Below are 19,024 nucleotides of genomic sequence, written 5' to 3'. Positions count from 1 at the left end.
TTATGCTCCTCCGCTCGGCAGATTACGCTGGGCCCCGCCCTTGCCCGGCATCGGCACAGCCGGCGTCCCGGACTTCTTCTTCTTCCCGCGCTCAGGATCACGCGTCACGCACTCGACCGAGAACATCAGAACGTCCTGGTCTTCGACCACCTTGCGCAATGACTTGTCAAACTTGATCTCGAACATCCCCTGACGAAAATCAGGAGTGGTCTTGAGCAGATCAACAAAACGCGAAATGATATCGAATTCCTTCTCGGAAGAATCCACCTGCGCTATACAATGCAGGAAGAAGCGGGCGTTCTGCAACTCGAGTCCCGTGACCGACATACCCGGAGGCAGCACTTCGGCCAAAACCTCCAGACGGCGCGCCCATAAGAAGCGTTCCGTCTCGAGATTCGCCAGCGCCATCACGTCGTCCTTGGAGACGTTCGTGCCCTCGCGTTTCAGACTGTCAAGCTCAAACTTGATGCGGGCGAGCTTTTCCTGACGCGACTTGATCACGTCGTCAACAGCTTCGTTCTGCGCCCACGTGATACCGCCGAGCACCGCGAACAAGAGGCCGAGCAGACCCAACAAGAGCAGACTGCGCCGCTCTTTCTTGCGTTGCCGCAGGACGAGTTCGCCTTCGCCCTTGTTCAGATTGATTGTAAAAAGTCGTACCATCGTGTTGGTCAGTGCCTTGCTGCAGTTGTTTAGTAGATGGCCTGCGCGCGCAGGGCCAGTCCGACCGCCGCCGCGAATTGCGGGCGATTCCGCACGTCCGCGTGTCCTTCCAGTGCCTTAAACGGATCGTGCGCGTCCACGGGAACGCTGAAACGGTTCGCCAGGTAGTCGCACAGTTCCTGCGACGCCGCCGAACCACCGAACAGAACGAACTTCATGATACCGCTCTGACCCGTCTCTTTGACGTAGTAGCGAATCGAGCGATTAATTTCATCGTAGAGTTTGTCGAGCGGCGACTTGTCTGACAGCGCAAGGCTCGACGCGACGGTCATGCCTTCCGTGCCAGCCATCGGCTTCAAGTCCTTGGCTGTCAGGCCTTGACGGTGCTTGATCTCCTCCGCCTGTGCGAACGTCGCGTTCAAACGCGTCATCAAGTCCTCCGTGAAACTCCAACCGGCAACCGGCAGGTCGCGGCTGAAGTACATATCCTTGCGGCCCACGATCACGAGATTCGTGCGGCGCGCGCCGATATTCAGGAAGCAGACCACGCCTTCGTCCGGCAGTTCGCCTGTGACCATGTAAGCATTCACGCACGCCAGCGGTTCGAGGTCCACAACGCCCGGCTTCAATTCCAGCTCGCGCAGCACGTCCAAGTGCGCGTCGAGCGTGCGCTTGGTCGTGACGGCCAACAGCACGCGGACTTTGTCGGCCTCGCGTGTGTCATCCCCGAGAATCTGGTAGTCCACTACAAGCTCTGATCCGTCGAGCGGCAGATGCTTGCGGCCTTCCTGCGTCAGTGAACTGGCCATTTCGTCATCGGGCATCTGTAAGGAGCGAATCTCCTTGGTGGCCATGTTCAGGCCCGATAGGCATGAGCCCAAATGCGCGACGCGTTTGGGACGAACCCCGGCTTCGCGGAACATGTCCAGAACGATCGGCACGATTTGCATCTTCTTCGGACCGTCCAGATCATAACGATCATTGGACGCCGTGTAGATGTCGCGCGACCACGCGCCGATGAGACGGCTGCGGTCGCCGTGTTTTTCGGCCACGACCAATTGGATCGCGTGCGAGCCGATATCGAGTCCCACGCGAACATTTGACTTAAAACCTAACACGAAAACTCCAAGACAGAGAGGATTTCAAGCGGAATTCTGCACCTAAGATGTCGGGCGAAGCTGCGGCAGAAACGGAGGAAGGAAGGGCCGCGGCGTGAAACGGACGGGTCTGCGGGCAGCAATGCCCGCAGACCACGACCGCGCATATTGAGGGAACGGATTGCATCTGGGCGCCAGTCAAACTGGACCTCAGACTCGGCATGTAAGCCGTTAGTTGTAACGAACGCGCCGCTGGGCCGCCACGTCCACGACATCTTCTGCCGCCTGGCCCCACTGCACGATGTTGAAGAACACCCGGCCTTCATCGTCTACCGCACCGAGGAAGCACGGCGGACGCATCGTCCGGAATCGTTGGTCGTACTTATAAACCTTGTTGTAGCCCGTGCCGCCCAGATTAGAACGGTGCACATAGCCACGACGCCATTGCGTGATCGAACCGGTCATGACGATGTTGCCACGCTCATCGGGCGTGATCGGACTATTGTAAGGATCGAACGTGTCGTTCATTTGCTCAAGCTGGAAGCTGCCGCGCAAAGAAACGAGCGCCGCCGTAATCACAATATGGCACCGGTCCTGCAAGCCACCGGGACCCGAACAACCTTCGCGGCCGTTCTTCCACGTATTGCCGATCCAGATCCAGCCTTCGCTGACAATGCCCAAGATGCTCGTACAGTTCGGAGGTAGTGCGCCCGAAACCATATTCGTGCCCTGAATCATCACGTTGTCAATCAGGCGAATGTCGCCCGAACAGCCAACGGTCAGGCGACAGCCCTGGCCACTCAATACGCCGCGCATCTCCATCTTGCCGTCCACAAACACGCAAACCTTCGGGCTGCAGTTCACGACAACGCTTTGCGCATTGTTGGTGTCAAGCTCAGTACCCTCCGGCCAATGATAGAACGTCGCTTGCGTTCCATTGATCGAGCAGTACCACTCGTGGCCCTCGGCCTCGAGGAAATAGTCGGCGTTCTCGCGAATCGGTTCGGCCAGCTCGGGCAACAGCACCGGCGGTTCGTTGAATCGCGGCGGGCCGCCGAGGAATTGGCCCGCAGGATTCGGAGAACCCGGACGGAAGCTCGGCTTGGTCGTTGAAACGATGTCGTAGAATACGGGCAAACCGTTGACGTCGCCCTGCGTCGCAATCCAATCGTTGGAGTGCGTCCGGCCCCACAACGTGTCGCGACCGAAGAAGCGAATCACATCGTTGGGGAAGGTGGCTGACGTTTCCCAGTTCGTCAGGTACATATAGTCCACGAAGCTGCGGACCTGAACGTACAAAATGGCCTTGCGCACCACCTTGCGGTCCTCGATCCCGTCATATGGCGTCGGAACTTCGCCGTAGGCTGTAATACGGAACTTCTCGTCATAGCTGAAGTTCGTATTGTCGTCGCGGGACCCGAAGACGGGATAGACGCGAACGTCAAAGTAGCGGCCGATACCCGGAACAGTGCCGTTGCCCAAGCGCGTTTCACCGCTCGGCAGAAGCCCCTGTTGCTGCGAAGACAACCACGTCAAACCTTTTTCAATCACGCCGGCCTGCGCCACATAGTACGCCTGCATACCGGCCCGCGACGTCTCGCCCTGCAAGGCCTCGTCAGAAGCCCATTGCATGAAAGCACCGCCCGTTGCCAACAGCGCTGCAATCAGCGCCATCATGGCAATAAGGACGTAGCCGCGATCGCGGCGAGATGCGTGATGGTGTGTGGTCCTGTTCATGATCCGTTCCCTGTTGATCTGTGAAGGACTAATTCGCCTTTCGGAAAGCCCGACTGCCCATGGTGGCAAAGCTCCCGCTGCTTGACTTCCTGTCGAAGCCATACAGCAAAACCTTGTGCCAAGCAACCGTCCCACCCAGCGTGCGACTCGCGCCCAGCGCGTGCTCAACAGACGACCAAACTATGGCTGCCGCGCCGCGCATGCGGCGCGGCAGCCCAAAGCCAACGTGATTAAAAGATACTGTCGTTCGACAAGCGATTCCGGTAAAACGCGGGTTTAGAAGCCCGTTGCGCCGGTCGCCGTGAATTCCTGAAAGTACTGATTGCCGTTAATGGCCAACGCGTGATTCAGGAAGTTCACGCTGGTCTCGTAGACGCGCTCACGAACGTAGTCTTCGCCGTACAGACCGAACGAATCATCCATCCGATAGCGGTACTGCATGACCATCTTGATCCGAATCACCGAGCTGCGCAGGGTCGTACCACCGTCACCTTCGTAGCCCGCATATGGATCCGAGATCAACGGGAAGTCCACCGAAAAATCCGTCACCCGCATGCGGTCGCGGGAGTCAAAGGCGGCCAGAGCATCCCGTCCCGAACGCAGCGGACGGCCGCGCCAGACAAAATTGTCACTCTTGGCCCAGCCCGGTTCCAAGCCGTTGATCAGAATGCCGCGATCCTGATGATAGGTCAGGTTGATGAACCCGCCATCCATCGAATGGCCCTTGATGAACCGGCTGGCCGTGAAGTAATTGTCAGTCGAGTAGGGGAAGTGGCCGGTCTTCATGTTAGTGCTCGACAGGCCGCCGTTCTCACCGACGAAGTCGCCGATGGCAATCGTCATGCGATTTGAAACGCCGCTGACATTCGGGGTATGCGCCCCGCACGACCATTGCAGGATATTAACCATCTCGGTCATGGCGGAATGCGCATACTGGTCCATCTGCCGCTCGGCATTGGAGACGCGCCACTGCATGGAAAAATCGCGATAGGCCGCCCATCCGCCCAACAGCACCGTGGCACCTACGAACACCGAGACCAAATTCGAGACGAGCGTGAAACCCGTCGCACGCCGCAGTCCGGTCAAACCGGAAAGCGCGAGAAGTCGTGATAGTCGTTTCATGTTGCCCCCTTAACCCGGAATCTTGAAATACTGCACCAGGGTAATCTCGCGATCCGGTCCTTCCGTATCGCTCCCCGGTTGGGCACTTAGCATTCCCGCAGCGACCGGCTCTTGCCAGTTCGCGTGCGCGGTGATGACAAAGTAGTCCGGCGATTCGCCGGTCAACAAGTCATCCTCGAAAGCAATGGCACCACGCGACAGAATAGCCGTGGTCATTTGCATTTCGCCGTTACGATCCGTGGGCGTGTCAAGGTCAACTTCCACTTCCTGGCGCGTCCCCCACCAATTGAAATTGGAGCGGTAGTACGCCGAGAAGCGGTAGCGAGCGACCTGCTCCTCCATGAAGCCACGCAGCTTATAGAGGGCCGTCTTGTAGTGTTCCTGCTGGATTAAGGCTTGTCGCCCGTACAGGAGGGAATAGGAGGTCCCAATCGCCGTGATTGCCACGATCGTAAGTCCGACCGCGATCGTGACCAAGTCGGCTGCGCCGCGCTCCCATTTGCGAATGCGTCTGCTCATGTGTGGCCTCAATGTTTGATTCCAGTGGTCCAAGGACCACCCCCCGGATTACTCCGAGAGATTGACCTCGAACAACTTGGGATTCTCGGCCACGTGCGCAGCGGTCTCGCGACTGATCAGACCCTTATGCAGAAGGCGCATCAGGTCCTGATCGAGGCTTTGCATACCCGACTTGCCACCCGACTGGATGACTGAGGGGATTTGATAAATCTTATCTTCGCGGATCAGGTTCCGGACCGCGGTCGTGGCGACCATGATTTCCGATGCCACTATTCGGCCCGCCCCATCCTTCTTGGGAAGCAGTTTCTGTGCCACCACGGCTTCCAGCGACTCGGCCAGCATTGAGCGGACCTGAGTCTTTTGGGCGGCCGGGAAAATGTCAATAATACGGTCAATTGTCTTGGCAGCGCTCGACGTGTGCAGGGTCGCAAAGACCAAGTGACCCGTCTCAGCGGCTGTCAGAGCCAACGAGATCGTCTCAAGGTCGCGCATTTCGCCGACCAGAATCACGTCCGGGTCTTCACGTAAGGCGGCGCGCAAGGCGTTGGCGAAGCTGTGCGTGTTCGCCCCCAACTCGCGCTGGTTCATCATGCAGTTCTTCGAATCGTGGAAGAACTCGACCGGGTCTTCGATCGTGATGATGTGCAGCTCTTTATACTCATTAATCCAGTCCACCATCGTGGCCAACGTGGTCGTCTTGCCGGAACCCGTCGGACCGGTCAAGAGCACCAAGCCACGGTCACGGTCCGCAAGGTCGCGCATCACCTCCGGCAGACCCAGCTCCTCAAAGGACCGGATTTCCGAAGGAATCGTGCGGAACACCGCGCCGTAACCGTTGATCTGCTGAAAGACGTTGACACGGAAACGCGCAATGTCTTCGAGCTTTGCCGAAAAGTCAATCTCCTTCATCTCAATGAAGCGCTCGAGCTGCTCGCGGGTCAACACCTGCTGGACGATGTTCTCCAGCACGGCATGTTCCATCCGCGGCAGGTTGAGCTTCCGCATGCGGCCGTGCACGCGGATCATCGGAACGGAACCGCTTGACAGGTGCAAGTCCGATGCACCCTGGTCCACGGCAAACCGAAGCAAATCAAAGATATTTAGAAACTGTGCCGTTGCCACCGCCACGTCTGTCCTCGCTTCCTCAAACCTTCAAATCGGGCGCGCCCACCAAGGCTCACGCCGCCATATATGTTAAGTGCGGAGTGGCCGCACTTCGACCACTCCGCACTTTCGCACACCTTATTGTTCGTCCGGCTCCGGCAGACCGTAGCCCAGCCAGCGACCTTCCTTCACGACGTAGCGGACTTCCTTACCGGCGCCGCCGCGCATTTGGTCGGTCGAAGTGGCAATGATCTCTTCGGGGGGACTCCCTTGGAACGAGAACGTCCACTGCAGCTCAGTAGCGTCCGACAGATTCACATAGCTGGCGTCCTGAAGGTCTTCCACCGAACCCGGCCATTCGCCACGGTCCTGCAGATAGATCTGCGCGGCTTGCCAAATGGAATTGATGGCCGTCTTGGCGTCGCTTGCGCGGGCGCTTTCCACATACTCAAGATAGATCGGAACCGAAATCGCCGCGAGAATGGCCACGATGACCACTACAATCAGAATTTCGATCAGGGTGAAACCCTTTTGGTTCTTGCGCCGACGAATGAGTCGGTTCAACATGATACGTCCTCCATACTGGCTTACCGTTGCAGATTGCCCGTGCTGATGTCGCATTGCTTGCACGGTCCTCCATGAACTTAGTAACCCTCAACTTACGATGAGAGTACCAATTTATCAAGTCCTCAAAGGCACGTTCAAGAAGATAGGGCCCTTGCAACTAATGAACTTACGGCAACATTCAAGCCCTTTTGAGGTTGCAATTCACAAACTTAAACCTAATATTTACAATTGTCGCTCATTACACCTACTATGCATTCCATGCAAATAGTGCATAACATGCACCGAGAGGCAAATCGAATTCCCCACGCGTTTTTCATTTCCCGCAAAATGAGAGGCGAGACTGCTTACGTGCGGCGCAAAGTTCGCACACACCAAGGAGATGTGACCAACTCAATCTTATTTGAAGCACGACTAATGAGCCACCGCAGACTAGGGTCAGCGGGCTACGGGTCCATTTAGTCGCGGAAACGCCAAGACAGGATTTCCAAATACCACAGCGGGTGCCACCACGGAAACAACCGTCTTGCGCAAACATCTCAAGGCTGTCTTCAACCCCACGAATCATCGAACCGCATCCGCTTGAAGACTCTGGTAACAGATGGAATTAGCACCATGATTCTGGCCTCTACGGGTTGTCGTCCGACCAGCTCTTCAAGGTCATCGGGCAACGTACCGATTGAGCAAAACCCCGCCATCCCGGATCGTCAAGGCAACAATTAAGTGCGAGCGAAAGATCCTCCCCACAACATAAAACAGGCACCGAGATGCCTGTTTTTCATGGTCGGGGCGACAGGATTCGAACCTGCGACCCTCTGCTCCCAAAGCAGATGCGCTACCGGACTGCGCTACGCCCCGTTCCCCAAGGAAGCCCAATGTAGCGTAGTTTGAGGGCAATTGCAACCAGCGCCGGGCTGGACCAAGTGCCGCTGGCGCGAAACGCAGCAATGCTCGACCTCGGCATTTTGGGCAAAACGACGGCCCGCCGTTGCCGGCGGGCCGCACAGTCCCTCCCATACCTTCCAGCCTTTACATCATCACGGGCACGCGGTCCGTGGCCTGACGGCGGCTCGAAAACTGGGCCAGCAGCTCGCGGAGCTGGGCATCGCCATTCGCGATTACGCCCCGATCCTGCAGGAAGTTCAACACGGTCTGATAGTCCTTGTTGGCCAGCCGCAGGTAGCGCTTGACGGTGTTCTTGGACAGGTTAAAGTCCCGTGCCGTGGCGCGAATGCCGTTGCCCTGCAACAGATTGCGATAGATCTTCTCGATGGTGTCCCAGTCGAGACGAGAATCCCAGAACGGCGTGCCCTTTAATTCACTGAACGTCTTGCCACACGTGCGACAAATCAGCAAACGGACCTGCTTGCGGCCGTACCGGGTATAGAGATTGATGTTCCCGTTCCCCGTACGATTATGGTCGGGGCAGTGGGGATTCTGACAGGAGAATTGGTCCAGGTTCATGATTGACTCACCCGGTTCGTGAACAGCTTATTACCGTTTGGGTTATCGGCCGCACTTCCCCCCCGCTTTAATTCGACTGCACCAGGCGGCAAGCCAGCTTCCACAACCCGGCCATCCTCAAACAAAGTATTCTTATATTCTTAAACTGAACACCTCAAATCTCAGGCGAATTGACTTATTGCGTGCGATTCGGTATTTTTTGGACTTATCGGTTTGCCACCCCCTCACACATATCTTCTGACCCCTCCCATGCAAGCCATTCAAAAAAGTAATACGGAGCCCGGGCTGACCTATTTGCCCAAGGCCCCCGTTCCGGAAATCAACACGCCGCATGACGTTATTGTTAAAGTTAAAGCTGCCGGTATCTGCGGTACCGACGTCCATATTTATGCCGCCAAAGCCTCGCTCATGAATCGCATGGGCAAGGTGCTTCCGTTGACTATCGGCCATGAGTTCTGCGGCCACATAGAAGATATGGGGCACGGCGTCGAAGGTTTCACCAAAGGCCAGTTTGTGTCCGCGGAAATGCACTGGCGTTGCGGTACTTGCTACAACTGCCGGACGGGCAACGGCCATTGGTGCATCTCGCAAACGGTGGGCGGTATTGACCAGCCGGGTGCATTTGCTGACTATGTTAAGATCCCGGCGAGCGCGATCGTGCCGTTGCCGGCGAGCCTGCCGGTGGAAGTAGCAGCGTACCTCGACGCAATTGGCAACTCGGTTTATACGGCGCGTTCAGCAGACGTTGTCGGTAAGGATGTCGCGGTGCTCGGTGCCGGACCGCTGGGTATTCTGGCCGTGGCCTTGTGCCGCATAATGGGCGCAAAGAAGATCTACGTGACGGATATTTCAGACTACGTGCTCAAGGTCGCGAAAGACGAGGGCGCGACGGAGGTCTTTAATGTCAAGGACGAGAAACAGCATCAGGAATTCCTGAAGCTCGCCACCTCAGACCCGGACAAGCGCGGCCTCGATGTTGTCATGGAAATGTCCGGTGCGACGTCGGCCTATCAGGATGCGTTCAAGACCCTGCGCATGGGCGGCGACTTTGTCCTGCTCGGGTTGCCCTCGGGCGATATGTCCGTGAACTTCTCGGGTGATATCGTGCTAAAAGGAATCAAGGTCCACGGCATCTTCGGACGACGCATCTTCAATACGTGGGCTGACATGCTGGCGCTGCTGCAAGGCGAGTTCGGCGACACGGCCCGCCGAATCGTCACACACCACTTCGCGCTGAAGGATTTCGAGCGCGGATTTCAAACGAAACTGGCCGGCGAAGGACTGAAAGTAGTCCTTTATCCCGGCGGTCTCCCCGAAGGCAAGTAGCACTTCGTGCGCCCGACTAACTCAGCACCACCCTCGTTACCGGAAACGCCGGACGACGAACAGTCACTGTTCAAGCGTATTCAACGTGCCGTGTTCGGGCGGCGGCTGAATCCGTTTGATCCGGCGGTATTCCACAACCTATCGCTCATCGCATTTTTTGCCTGGGTCGGGTTAGGTGCTGACGGGATTTCGTCCGCGAACTACGGCCCCGAAGAGGCGTATCTGGCGCTGCACGGCGCTACGTTTCTGACGCCGATTCTGGCCTTGATGATCGCCGTGACAATTCTGATCATCTCGGCCGCGTATGTGCAGGTCATCGAGCAGTTCCCCAATGGCGGCGGCGGCTATCTTGTTGCGTCGAAATTGCTATCGCCGCAGTTGGGCGCGCTGGCTGGAACTGCATTGGTGATTGACTACGTCCTTACGATCGCGGTGTCCATATCGTCGGGTGTGGATGCCGTGTTTAGTATGCTCCCGCAACATCTGGTCTATTTGAGGCCATACATGGCGGTCGGTGCGGTGGTCTTTCTAATCGCGCTGAATCTACGCGGGCTCAAGGAATCGATCCTGATCCTGCTGCCGATCTTCCTGGTGTTCGTCGTCTCGCATGTCTTGCTGGTCACCTATGGGATATTCTCACACCTGCCCGATTTTCCGGCGCGGACCGCGGAGAATCTCGATTTAGCCAGCAACATGATCAACAATGACGGCTGGTGGGTGATTGTGACCGCACTGCTCACGGCGTTCTCGATGGGCGCGGGTACTTTGACCGGAATCGAGGCCGTGGCCAACGGCATGCAAACGCTTAAAGAACCGCGGGTCCGCACCGGCAAACGGACGATGTTCTACATGGCGGTATCGCTGGCGTTCCTCGCGGTGATGCTGCTGCTGAATTTCTTCTTGTTTGACACGCACGAGGTCGAAGGCAAGACGCTGAACGCCGTGCTGTTTGATCAGATTACGGCAGGCTGGCATATCGGCGGATTCGACGCCGGGCAGACGTTGGTCAGCATCATGCTCATCTCGGCCGCGTTGTTGCTTTTCATCGCGGCGCAGACGGGCTTCATCGGCGGTCCGCGCGTCCTGGCAAGCATGGCCGAGGACTCGTGGGTGCCGCATCGCTTCGGTCATCTGTCCGAACGCCTGGTCACGCAGAACGGAATTGTGCTGATGGGATTGGCCGCCATCGGCTTCATTCTCTTCGCCGGCGGCGACACGACCGTGCTGGTGGCGCTCTATGCTATTGACGTATTTTTGTGTTTCACCTTGGCGCTACTCGGCATGTCACGGTTGTGGTACGAGAAACGCAAGACTGATCCGACGTGGCGCAGGCATTTCCTGATCAGCGGCGCCGGTCTAACCGTCTCGGTCGTGCTGCTCGTTATCATGGTCGCGATCAAGTTCGCCAAAGGCGGTTGGCTGGTCGTTCTGCTGACCGGGTTGTTCCTGTTGCTCTGTTTGAAAATTCGCAACCACTATCGGCAAGTGGAGAGCAAGGTCAAGGAGCTTGACGATATTCTGGGTACGCTCGACTTGGGCGACTCGACGGTCAAAGCCGATCCGCTGAAGCCGACAGAGCCGACCGCCGTGGTGCTCGTGCAACGGTTCAGCGGTCAAGGCATTCATCTGCTGCTCTCGACGCAACGACTGTTCGGAGGCAGGTTCAAACAGTTCATCTTTGTTTCGGTCGGCGCGATTGACTCGGGCCGCTTCAAGGGCGCGAGCGAACTCGATGCACTGCGGGCCGAAGTCCAGGCCGAAGCCGAGAAGTACGTAACATTGGCGCGCTCCTATGGGCTCAAAGCCGAGGCGCGGACCAGTTGTGAATTGGACTATGTCTCTGAGATTGAACGACTGTGCCTCGCCGTCCACGAAGAGTATACGAATAGCGTGTTCTTCGCGGCGAGACTTCTGTTCTGGAAAGACACTTTCTGGACGCGCATTCTGCATAACGAAACTCCGATGACCTTGCAGCGCCGCTTGATGTTCCACGGTCTGCAATTCGTCGTTCTTCCTGTTCGACTGCAATAGCTTAGGTTACTTATATGTATAACGGTTTCAAAGAATTTCTCGCGACCGAACTGGTCGGTATCCGTGAGTCCGGCCTGTTTAAGTCCGAACGCATTATTGACTCGCCGCAGGGCGCCGAAATCAAGGTGCGCAACCGTGACGTCCTGAATTTTTGCGCCAACAACTATCTCGGTTTAGGCGACCATCCGGCGCTGATTGATGCGGCGAAGCACGCTCTCGATGAACGCGGCTACGGCATGTCTTCCGTGCGGTTCATTTGTGGCACGCAGGATATTCATAAAAAGCTCGAAAACAAACTGGCCAAGTTCGTAGGCATGGACGACGCCATTCTGTATTCGTCGTGCTTCGACGCGAATGGCGGTCTGTTTGAGACCCTGATGAAGGAAGAAGATGTCATCATCACCGACGCGCTCAATCACGCTTCGATTATTGACGGCATCCGGCTGTCCAAGGCGAAGCGCCTGATTTACAAGAATGCCGACATGGGCGAGCTCGAAGAGCGGCTCAAAGAGGCGCAGGGCGCGCGTTTCCGGCTGGTGGCGACCGACGGCGTGTTCTCGATGGACGGCACTGTCGCTCCGCTGCCGCAAATTTGCGATTTGGCCGAGAAATATAATGCCCTGGTCATGCTCGACGATTCGCACGCGACGGGATTCATGGGCAAGCACGGCCGCGGAACGCACGAGCATCATGACGTGATGCACCGAGTGGATATCGTCACTTCAACGCTCGGCAAGGCGTTGGGCGGCGCGTCGGGCGGCTTCACTGCGGCGAGACAGGAAATCGTGGACATTCTGCGGCAACGCTCACGGCCCTATTTGTTCTCGAACACGGTGCCGCCGCCGATCATTGCGGGTGCCAACAAAGCACTCGACATGCTGATGGAAACGACGGCGCTGCGCGACAAGCTGCATAACAATACGCGTTACTTCCGCGAAGCGATGACCGCGGCGGGCTTTGATATTAAACCCGGCGTGCATCCAATCGTCCCGATTATGCTTTACGACGCGCACAAGGCGCAGGAAATGGCGGCTATGATGCTTGATGAGGGCATCTATGTCATCGGCTTCTATTTCCCGGTCGTGCCCAAGGAGCAGGCGCGCATTCGCGTGCAGATTTCCGCCGCGCACGACGGTGATCATCTTGACGCGGCGATTGCAGCCTTCAAGAAGGTCGGCAAAGCGCTGGGCGTGACGAAGTAACGGATGCAAAGTGCAGGAATAGAAAGAGCCCGTCGCGCGACGGGCTCTTTTGCATTTCATGATATTCGCTTGTCAGTCCAGCGTGAGCCAGAGCGTCTGGTCCTTGCGCGCGACGTAGCGGCGCGGACGCGCCGTTGCGCGCAGCTTAGGCTCATTGAGCTTGCGTTTGTCGCGTTTGACCACCAGCAGCTCCTCTTGCACTCCAAGACCGCCGGCGCGCGCCTTGCTGACGAATTCCGAGTTCAATTCAAAGAGTATGAAACTGCGCTCGTGGCCGTCGCCGTCATGATGGCTGGTCGCCTTGCAGGCAAGCCCCGTACTGCCCGTCCCCGCGAACGGATCAAGCACAATGTCACCCGGGTCGCTGCTCTTCTCAATTAAAACGCGCAGCAGTTCTACCGGTTTTTGTGTCGAGTGGAAGCGATGCGCCGAGGGAACGTTGTCGCACTCCATGACATCGGCATCGCGTTTACCATTGAGGTGACGCTTGCCCTTGTGAGCAAAGATGATCATCTCGTACTGCGGCGCGTATGATCCGTTTAAGTCGCCGCTTCCGTGGTTGTTCTTGACCCAGATGAGGCAGTTTTTCACGTCGAAGCGACGTGCAATCTCAGCGTAAAACAATGGATACGTGTCGAAACGTGTGAAGCAGTAAAAGTGGGTGTCGTCTTTCAAGACGCGGTGAACCTCGTCCACCCAATCGGCAACCCATTCGAGGGATGCGTCGTTGGCAAACTTGGGTAGCTTCTCGCGCGCCGTGCGGCGATTTGACTGATAGTCAATCCCGTACGGAGGATCGGTCACGACCAGATCAATGGAAAGATCAGGCAGCTCGCGTAACATCGCGAAACAATCGCCGCAGGTGATCGTATTCAGCCATTTGTCCGGAATGCTCATGTCCACTCAGAGAGAGGGTCACCACACGATTGACCGCGGTGACCCGACTTCTGCCTCATTATTTGAGTAATTTCCTTAGCCCGCCTTGAACATACTCTTGAAAACGTATCCCGCCAAGGCCGGATTCTCCTTCAAGCGGCGCGTCGAATATCCGTACCACGCCTCGCCGAAGGGCACATATATGCGCATGCGATGTCCGCGCCTCACAACATCGTCGCGCAAATCGGGAAGCACACCGAGGAGCATCTGGTACTCGTACTGTTTGGGGTCCACACCGCGCTCTTTCACCATGATCTCCGACTGCTCGATCAGATAGCGGTCGTGCGTCGCGATACCGACCTGCGCGCCGCCGCTGATCATCAGATCGAGAAGATGCAGGAAGTTATCCTGAATCGCTTTGCGGTCCTTGATCGCGATGGCCTCAGGCTCTACGTAGATACCTTTGCATAGACGAAAATTACACTTGCCAATGTCCATCAGTCGCTTGACATCGTCGGCGGTGCGTTTGAGGTAAGCCTGCACCACGACGCCAAGTTTGTGCTCGGACCGGAGCTCGTCGTAAATCGCGAGCGTCTCGGTGGTATAGGGAGAGTCTTCCATGTCAATGCGCACAAACACGCCATGCGCTTTCGCCGCATTCAGCAATTCGCGCAGATTGTCGCGCGCGAGCTGCGGGCTGATGGACAGACCAACGGCCGTCAGTTTCACCGAGACCCCGGTCTTGAGCTTGCTCTCCGCGATGGCATCAATAAGCCGCAAATACGCTTCGACGTCCTCGCGAGCCTGCGCGGGATCGTTGACGAATTCACCCAACACGTCCACGGTGGCGTGCATGCCACGGCTGTTCAGGTCTTTCACGACTCGCATGGCTTCCGCCAGCGATTCACCAGCGATGTACTTACCGGCGACCTTGCGCACAAGCCCTTTGGGCACATACGGCAACGTCGTGACGACCAATTTGTCTATAAACGACATATTACGAATATCAGAATGGAATCGTCGCGCGAATTTGAACTTCCGAATCACCTTCCGGCGTCAAACTCGGAGAGACGTCCAGTTTAAACAGGTGCGCGCCGACATAGGCGTCGCCAATTGACAACAGCTTGATGGCGGCAAACCACCAGATCAGCTTGTTGCGCGAGTTGCGGTAGAACTGTTCGTTCTCGAAATTGTCCGTCTTCTTTGCGGCCATCATCCAATCACTGTTGCGCGAAATGTTGATCAACATGACGGACTCGCTCACAAAGAACGCCGCCGAGCGCCAGTACGATTCATTGTAGAATTGTCCCCAACCCGGTACGGCCAAAGACCGTAGCACGGCGCCGGTACTGCTCTTTAACGGCTTCACTCGCTCAATCTTCTGTGCGAATGACGAGCCGCATAGCGACAACAAAACAATTAGCGTGAGGGCACTTGCGCGATACACTCGATCTCCACGAGCACGTCTTTTGGCAATCCCGCCACGGCCACAGTGCTGCGCGCAGGCGGCGCTCCGCTGAAGGCCGCACCGTAGACTTCATTGACCGCCGCGAAGTCGTTCATCGTGCGCAAAAAAATCGTCGTCTTAATCACCTGATCAAAACTTGTACCCGCCGCAAGCAGAATTCCGCGCAAGTTCTTCATCACCTGTTCGGCCTGCTCTTTGGCGTTCGCGCCGACGACTTCCATCGTCTTAGGATCGAGTGGTATCTGCCCGGCGGTGAACAGTAGGTTCCCACTGCTGACGATTCCCTGACTATACGGTCCGATGGCGGCCGGCGCTTCGGACGTGCTAATCACAATTCGCTGCATTATTTGATCTCGCGGAAGTCCGCGTCCTCAATGTCGTTGGTTCGGCGACTATCGCGCGGCCGTTGCGGATTGCCGCCAACGTTTGTTTCCTGTCGGCGTGACTGAAACAGATTCTGAATGATCCGCACAGCCAGCACCGCGGCCACCACCACCAGAAGCATTCTAAGCATCTTAGAGATCCACCGGGTTGTAGTAGCGTGTGCCGGGTTGCTCACGTTCAATCTCCGCCGTGATCGCCGCAAAGTGCGACGGGTTGTTCACAAAATCAAGCTGCGTCGTGTTGACGATCAGGAGCGGCGTTTCGTCGTAGTTAAAAAAGAAGTGGTTGTAACCTTCGTTCAGCGTGCGAATATACTCTTCCGACATGTCGCGCTCGTACGGACGGCTGCGCGTGCGAATGTTCTTCATCAGGCGGTCGGTCGAACATTGCAGATACACCACGATGTCCGGCTTGCGCACGCGAACTTCCAACAAACTCATCACCTTTTCATAAAGCGACAGCTCGTTCTCGCTTAAATTGATATAGGCGAATATGCGATCCTTCGGAAAGATATAGTCCGAGATCAGCGTGGAATGAAAGAAATCAGGCTCCGGCAATTCCTGCTGCTGGCGATAACGCGACAGAAGAAAGAACATCTGCGTCTGAAAGGCATAGTGCCGTTGGTCCTTGTAGAATTGCGCGAGAAACGGGTTTTCATCGTGATTCTCGAGCACAAGTCTTCCGTTGAGATTTTCGGCGAGAATGCGCGCCAGCGACGTTTTGCCGGCGCCGATCACTCCTTCAATGGCAATATAGCGGTGCCGCGTTTGATCCATGGCTGTCATACGGCTGGAGCTCCGACAACACTGTGCAGATCTACATCCGCCAATAGTTGCGCGAAGCTCACACCGCGCACAGGATGGAGCTCGGCGGAAATCAGCTCGCACAACGGTACCAAGTAGAAATCACGCAAGTGCATGCGCGGATGCGGCACGCGCAAATCAGGCAGGTCAATTACCGACTCGCCCCACAGCAAAATGTCGAGATCGCATGTGCGGGCGCCGCCGAGTTTATCGTTAACAGCGCCGACTTCCAGTTCGATCTGTTGTAACATCAACATGAAGTCGTGTGGTCCGCCGTGGCGTTCGCACTCAATGACCGTGTTCAAGAAAGTCCCGCCTTCCACTCCGTCCACCGGCAAAGACTCTACGAGATTGGCCACCCGCAAGACCCGCGCTCGACCGCGGAGTAATCGCATGACCGAAGCAAAATTTGCGTGCCGGTCACCGAGATTAGCGCCAAAGCCGATATAAACGTGCTCAATCATCCTTGCGTTGGCGCGATACTTCGACTTCAACGTTGCTGATTACGCCGCCCATGGGAACGTGCGGCTTGCGAACGCGGATGACAACTTCCTCGACAGCGGGAAACTTCGCCAGCACGGCGCCTGCAAGTTCAGCCGCGCAGGTTTCGAGCAGCCGGTACGTCTCCGCCAGAAATGTGCGCTCGAGTTCGCGAAAGAGCAGCGTGTAATCCACAGTCCAGTAGAGATCGTCGCCGCTGCCGCCACGACCAAAGTCGCCCGCGACTTCGCAGTCGAGTTCAAAGAGCTGACCCAGCCGCCGCTCTTCTTCAAGCGCGCCATGATGCGCGTAAATCTGAATTCCTTTGAGGCGAATGCGATCGCGCGGAGAGTTCATACCTGTTCTCCGGCGCGCAACGCCTGAACGATGCGCACCAGTCCTGTGATCAAATTCTCGAGTTCAGACAGCGGCAGCATGTTGGAACCGTCGGACAATGCCGACGCGGGATTCGGATGTGTTTCGACGAACACGGCGGAAACGGCGCCGGTGGCCACCGCAGCGCGGGCTAGTGGACCAATGAATCGCGGCGAACCGCCACTAATACCGCCGCCTTCCCCCCCCATCTTCTGCACGCTGTGCGTCGCATCGAAAACGACCGGGTAGCCCAAATCGGCGAGCTTAACAATCGAACGCATGTCCACGACGAGATCGCGATAACCGAAGCTCGCTCCGCGCTCGGTGAACATGATGCGGCTGTTGCCCGTCGAAACGATCTTCTCGGCCACAAAGCGCATGTCTTCCGGCGCGACAAACTGACCTTTCTTCACGTTCACAGGTTTGCCCGTGTTGCCGGCGGCTACGAGAATATCGGTCTGGCGGCAAAGGAATGCCGGAATCTGCAAAATATCCACGACTTCACCGGCGGCCTTGGCCTGCACGGGAAGATGAATGTCGGTCGTGACCGGCAAACCGGATTGCTTCCGCACTTCTTCGAGGATGCGCAATCCTTCGTCCAAGCCCGGACCGCGAAAGCTCGACGCCGACGTGCGATTGGCTTTGTCAAAGCTCGCTTTGAAAATCGGCAGCACGCCCGTGCGCGCCGCGATGCCCGCCAGCTCTTCGGCGACGAACAAACACAGGTCCTCCGATTCGATCACACAAGGGCCCGCGATGATCGCAAGCGGAAAAAACTCGCCGCCGATGTCAGTGAATGTGCTCAATGATTGCCTTCGTCAGATCCGCGGTGCCGTGTGTGGAACCCGGCAGCAGATCCGGTGTGAGATACTTGCCTTCCTTGATGACGGCGCGCACCGCGGCGTCAACCTTTGCGGACGCTTCAATCTCGCCGATGTGCTTGAGCATCATCGCGCCGGCCAATACGAGCGAAATCGGATTGGCGATACCCTTGCCCGCAATATCCGGAGCGCTGCCGTGAATGGCTTCGAACATGGCAACGTTATCGCCATAATTCGCGCCGGGAGCGACCCCCAAGCCGCCGACCAGACCCGCCGTCAAATCGGAAATGATGTCGCCAAACAAATTGGTCGTGACGATGACGTCAAAGATTCGCGGTTTGCGCACCAGCTCCATGCAAGCGGCGTCAATGATCTTTTCTTCCGCGACAAGGTCGGGGAAATCCTTCGCTACTTCGCGGAAGCTCTCAAGGAAAATACCCGAAAACATCTTCAAGATATTGGCCTTGTGAATGCACGTGACTTTCTTGCGGCCGTTTTGACGAGACCATTCAAATGTATAGCGGCAGACTCGATCCATCGCGGACCGGGTATTGCAAGCCACGACAATGGCCGCCCGTTTCTCCGGGTCCACGTACATCTCTTGACCTGTGTACAAGCCCTCGGTATTCTCGCGCACGACGACGATGTCTGTATTGGGGAACGGCGTCACCAGACCATCAAACGACACGCACGGGCGAACGTTGGCGTATAGATTGTACTTCTGCCGCAGCGTGACGTTCACGCTTTTGTAACCACCGCCGACTGGCGTCGTGATCGGCCCCTTGAGCACGACGCGCGTGCGATCAATCGAATCCGCGGTTTCCTTCGGCAGCGGATCTTTGCCCGCCGCAATCGCGGCCAGTCCGGCATGACAAACTTCCCATTGAATGACAACGCCCGTCGCCTCCATGATGGCCACAGCGGCCTCAGAGATCGACGGGCCTATTCCGTCACCGGGAATGAGCGTCGCTTTGTGCGTGCGCTGCAC

General features: G+C 57.0%; 21 protein-coding genes and 1 tRNA gene. 3 read left to right on the top strand and 19 right to left on the bottom strand.

Annotated elements, in window-relative coordinates; translation table 11 throughout:
- The 9 genes from IPH10_06915 to IPH10_06875 form a co-directional block, all read right to left on the bottom strand.
- Positions 1-663, bottom strand: a complete 663-nt coding sequence (locus IPH10_06915; GenBank protein MBK6910652.1) for a hypothetical protein — start codon at positions 661-663, stop codon at positions 1-3.
- Positions 664-692: 29 nt separating this feature from the next.
- Entirely contained in the window at positions 693-1,781 is a 1,089-nt protein-coding gene (pilM, locus tag IPH10_06910; GenBank protein MBK6910651.1) for a type IV pilus assembly protein PilM, read from the bottom strand.
- A 210-nt stretch (positions 1,782-1,991) separates the two neighbouring features.
- On the bottom strand, positions 1,992-3,497 hold the full coding sequence (locus tag IPH10_06905) for a hypothetical protein (protein MBK6910650.1): 1,506 nt from the start codon (positions 3,495-3,497) through the stop codon (positions 1,992-1,994).
- A gap of 276 nt (positions 3,498-3,773) precedes the next feature.
- Positions 3,774-4,619: a hypothetical protein gene (locus IPH10_06900; protein ID MBK6910649.1), complete on the bottom strand. Its 846-nt coding sequence runs from the start codon at positions 4,617-4,619 to the stop codon at positions 3,774-3,776.
- Positions 4,620-4,628: 9 nt separating this feature from the next.
- Positions 4,629-5,138, bottom strand: a complete 510-nt coding sequence (locus IPH10_06895) for a hypothetical protein (protein MBK6910648.1) — start codon at positions 5,136-5,138, stop codon at positions 4,629-4,631.
- A 48-nt stretch (positions 5,139-5,186) separates the two neighbouring features.
- A complete protein-coding gene (locus tag IPH10_06890; GenBank protein ID MBK6910647.1) occupies positions 5,187-6,260 on the bottom strand; it encodes a type IV pilus twitching motility protein PilT in 1,074 nt (357 codons plus the stop codon).
- Positions 6,261-6,380: 120 nt separating this feature from the next.
- Positions 6,381-6,809, bottom strand: coding sequence for a prepilin-type N-terminal cleavage/methylation domain-containing protein (locus tag IPH10_06885; GenBank protein MBK6910646.1), 429 nt, complete (start codon positions 6,807-6,809; stop codon positions 6,381-6,383).
- 778 nt (positions 6,810-7,587) lie between these two features.
- Positions 7,588-7,664, bottom strand: a tRNA-Pro gene (locus IPH10_06880).
- Between the two features lie 171 nt (positions 7,665-7,835).
- Complete coding sequence (locus tag IPH10_06875; GenBank protein ID MBK6910645.1) at positions 7,836-8,162, bottom strand: IS1 family transposase; 327 nt, start codon at positions 8,160-8,162, stop codon at positions 7,836-7,838.
- A 357-nt stretch (positions 8,163-8,519) separates the two neighbouring features.
- On the opposite strand from IPH10_06875, the gene IPH10_06870 reads away from it, so the two are divergent.
- From IPH10_06870 to kbl, 3 genes are read left to right on the top strand one after another with little or no spacing between them, the layout of a single operon-like run.
- The gene (locus IPH10_06870) at positions 8,520-9,596 is read left to right on the top strand and encodes an alcohol dehydrogenase catalytic domain-containing protein (GenBank protein MBK6910644.1); all 1,077 of its coding nucleotides are present in this window, start codon (positions 8,520-8,522) and stop codon (positions 9,594-9,596) included.
- A 6-nt stretch (positions 9,597-9,602) separates the two neighbouring features.
- The gene (locus IPH10_06865; GenBank protein ID MBK6910643.1) at positions 9,603-11,627 is read left to right on the top strand and encodes an APC family permease; all 2,025 of its coding nucleotides are present in this window, start codon (positions 9,603-9,605) and stop codon (positions 11,625-11,627) included.
- A gap of 14 nt (positions 11,628-11,641) precedes the next feature.
- Positions 11,642-12,829 (top strand): glycine C-acetyltransferase, encoded by a 1,188-nt coding sequence (kbl, locus tag IPH10_06860; GenBank protein MBK6910642.1) that lies wholly within the window; start codon positions 11,642-11,644, stop codon positions 12,827-12,829.
- Between the two features lie 72 nt (positions 12,830-12,901).
- Here the strand turns inward: kbl and IPH10_06855 are convergent, their stop codons facing one another.
- The 10 genes from IPH10_06855 to IPH10_06810 all read right to left on the bottom strand — a co-directional run bounded on the left by IPH10_06855 (position 12,902) and on the right by IPH10_06810 (position 19,024).
- Entirely contained in the window at positions 12,902-13,726 is an 825-nt protein-coding gene (locus tag IPH10_06855; GenBank protein MBK6910641.1) for a site-specific DNA-methyltransferase, read from the bottom strand.
- Positions 13,727-13,801: 75 nt separating this feature from the next.
- Positions 13,802-14,701, bottom strand: a complete 900-nt coding sequence (locus tag IPH10_06850; GenBank protein ID MBK6910640.1) for a proline dehydrogenase family protein — start codon at positions 14,699-14,701, stop codon at positions 13,802-13,804.
- Between the two features lie 10 nt (positions 14,702-14,711).
- Positions 14,712-15,152 (bottom strand): hypothetical protein, encoded by a 441-nt coding sequence (locus IPH10_06845; protein MBK6910639.1) that lies wholly within the window; start codon positions 15,150-15,152, stop codon positions 14,712-14,714.
- A complete protein-coding gene (locus IPH10_06840; protein ID MBK6910638.1) occupies positions 15,125-15,517 on the bottom strand; it encodes a RidA family protein in 393 nt (130 codons plus the stop codon). The genes IPH10_06845 and IPH10_06840 overlap by 28 nt, the downstream gene beginning before the upstream one ends.
- Positions 15,517-15,687: a hypothetical protein gene (locus IPH10_06835; GenBank protein ID MBK6910637.1), complete on the bottom strand. Its 171-nt coding sequence runs from the start codon at positions 15,685-15,687 to the stop codon at positions 15,517-15,519. The genes IPH10_06840 and IPH10_06835 overlap by 1 nt, the downstream gene beginning before the upstream one ends.
- 1 nt (position 15,688) lies before the next feature.
- Positions 15,689-16,333: a deoxynucleoside kinase gene (locus IPH10_06830; GenBank protein MBK6910636.1), complete on the bottom strand. Its 645-nt coding sequence runs from the start codon at positions 16,331-16,333 to the stop codon at positions 15,689-15,691.
- A gap of 5 nt (positions 16,334-16,338) precedes the next feature.
- Positions 16,339-16,824, bottom strand: a complete 486-nt coding sequence (folK, locus tag IPH10_06825) for a 2-amino-4-hydroxy-6-hydroxymethyldihydropteridine diphosphokinase (protein ID MBK6910635.1) — start codon at positions 16,822-16,824, stop codon at positions 16,339-16,341.
- Positions 16,817-17,197, bottom strand: coding sequence for a dihydroneopterin aldolase (folB, locus tag IPH10_06820; GenBank protein MBK6910634.1), 381 nt, complete (start codon positions 17,195-17,197; stop codon positions 16,817-16,819). The genes folK and folB overlap by 8 nt, the downstream gene beginning before the upstream one ends.
- Positions 17,194-18,021, bottom strand: coding sequence for a 3-deoxy-8-phosphooctulonate synthase (gene kdsA, locus IPH10_06815; protein MBK6910633.1), 828 nt, complete (start codon positions 18,019-18,021; stop codon positions 17,194-17,196). The genes folB and kdsA overlap by 4 nt, the downstream gene beginning before the upstream one ends.
- Complete coding sequence (locus tag IPH10_06810; protein ID MBK6910632.1) at positions 18,005-19,024, bottom strand: NAD-dependent isocitrate dehydrogenase; 1,020 nt, start codon at positions 19,022-19,024, stop codon at positions 18,005-18,007. Before IPH10_06810 ends, kdsA begins: the two co-directional genes overlap by 17 nt.

It is taken from the genome of bacterium (assembly GCA_016702305.1).
Lineage (GTDB): Bacteria > Electryoneota > RPQS01 > RPQS01 > RPQS01 > JABWCQ01.
This window is presented reverse-complemented; position numbering and strand designations above follow the sequence as displayed.

Bases quoted from the DNA above. Each gene is read 5' to 3' on its own strand.
- IPH10_06915 (MBK6910652.1), bottom strand. From the start codon at position 663: ATGGTACGACTTTTTACAATCAATCTGAACAAGGGCGAAGGCGAACTC.
- IPH10_06905 (MBK6910650.1), bottom strand. From the start codon at position 3,497: ATGAACAGGACCACACACCATCACGCATCTCGCCGCGATCGCGGCTAC.
- IPH10_06900 (MBK6910649.1), bottom strand. From the start codon at position 4,619: ATGAAACGACTATCACGACTTCTCGCGCTTTCCGGTTTGACCGGACTG.
- IPH10_06895 (MBK6910648.1), bottom strand. From the start codon at position 5,138: ATGAGCAGACGCATTCGCAAATGGGAGCGCGGCGCAGCCGACTTGGTC.
- IPH10_06885 (MBK6910646.1), bottom strand. From the start codon at position 6,809: ATGTTGAACCGACTCATTCGTCGGCGCAAGAACCAAAAGGGTTTCACC.
- IPH10_06870 (MBK6910644.1), top strand. From the start codon at position 8,520: ATGCAAGCCATTCAAAAAAGTAATACGGAGCCCGGGCTGACCTATTTG.
- kbl (MBK6910642.1), top strand. From the start codon at position 11,642: ATGTATAACGGTTTCAAAGAATTTCTCGCGACCGAACTGGTCGGTATC.
- IPH10_06855 (MBK6910641.1), bottom strand. From the start codon at position 13,726: ATGAGCATTCCGGACAAATGGCTGAATACGATCACCTGCGGCGATTGT.
- IPH10_06850 (MBK6910640.1), bottom strand. From the start codon at position 14,701: ATGTCGTTTATAGACAAATTGGTCGTCACGACGTTGCCGTATGTGCCC.
- IPH10_06840 (MBK6910638.1), bottom strand. From the start codon at position 15,517: ATGCAGCGAATTGTGATTAGCACGTCCGAAGCGCCGGCCGCCATCGGA.
- IPH10_06835 (MBK6910637.1), bottom strand. From the start codon at position 15,687: ATGCTTAGAATGCTTCTGGTGGTGGTGGCCGCGGTGCTGGCTGTGCGG.
- IPH10_06830 (MBK6910636.1), bottom strand. From the start codon at position 16,333: ATGGATCAAACGCGGCACCGCTATATTGCCATTGAAGGAGTGATCGGC.
- folK (MBK6910635.1), bottom strand. From the start codon at position 16,824: ATGATTGAGCACGTTTATATCGGCTTTGGCGCTAATCTCGGTGACCGG.
- folB (MBK6910634.1), bottom strand. From the start codon at position 17,197: ATGAACTCTCCGCGCGATCGCATTCGCCTCAAAGGAATTCAGATTTAC.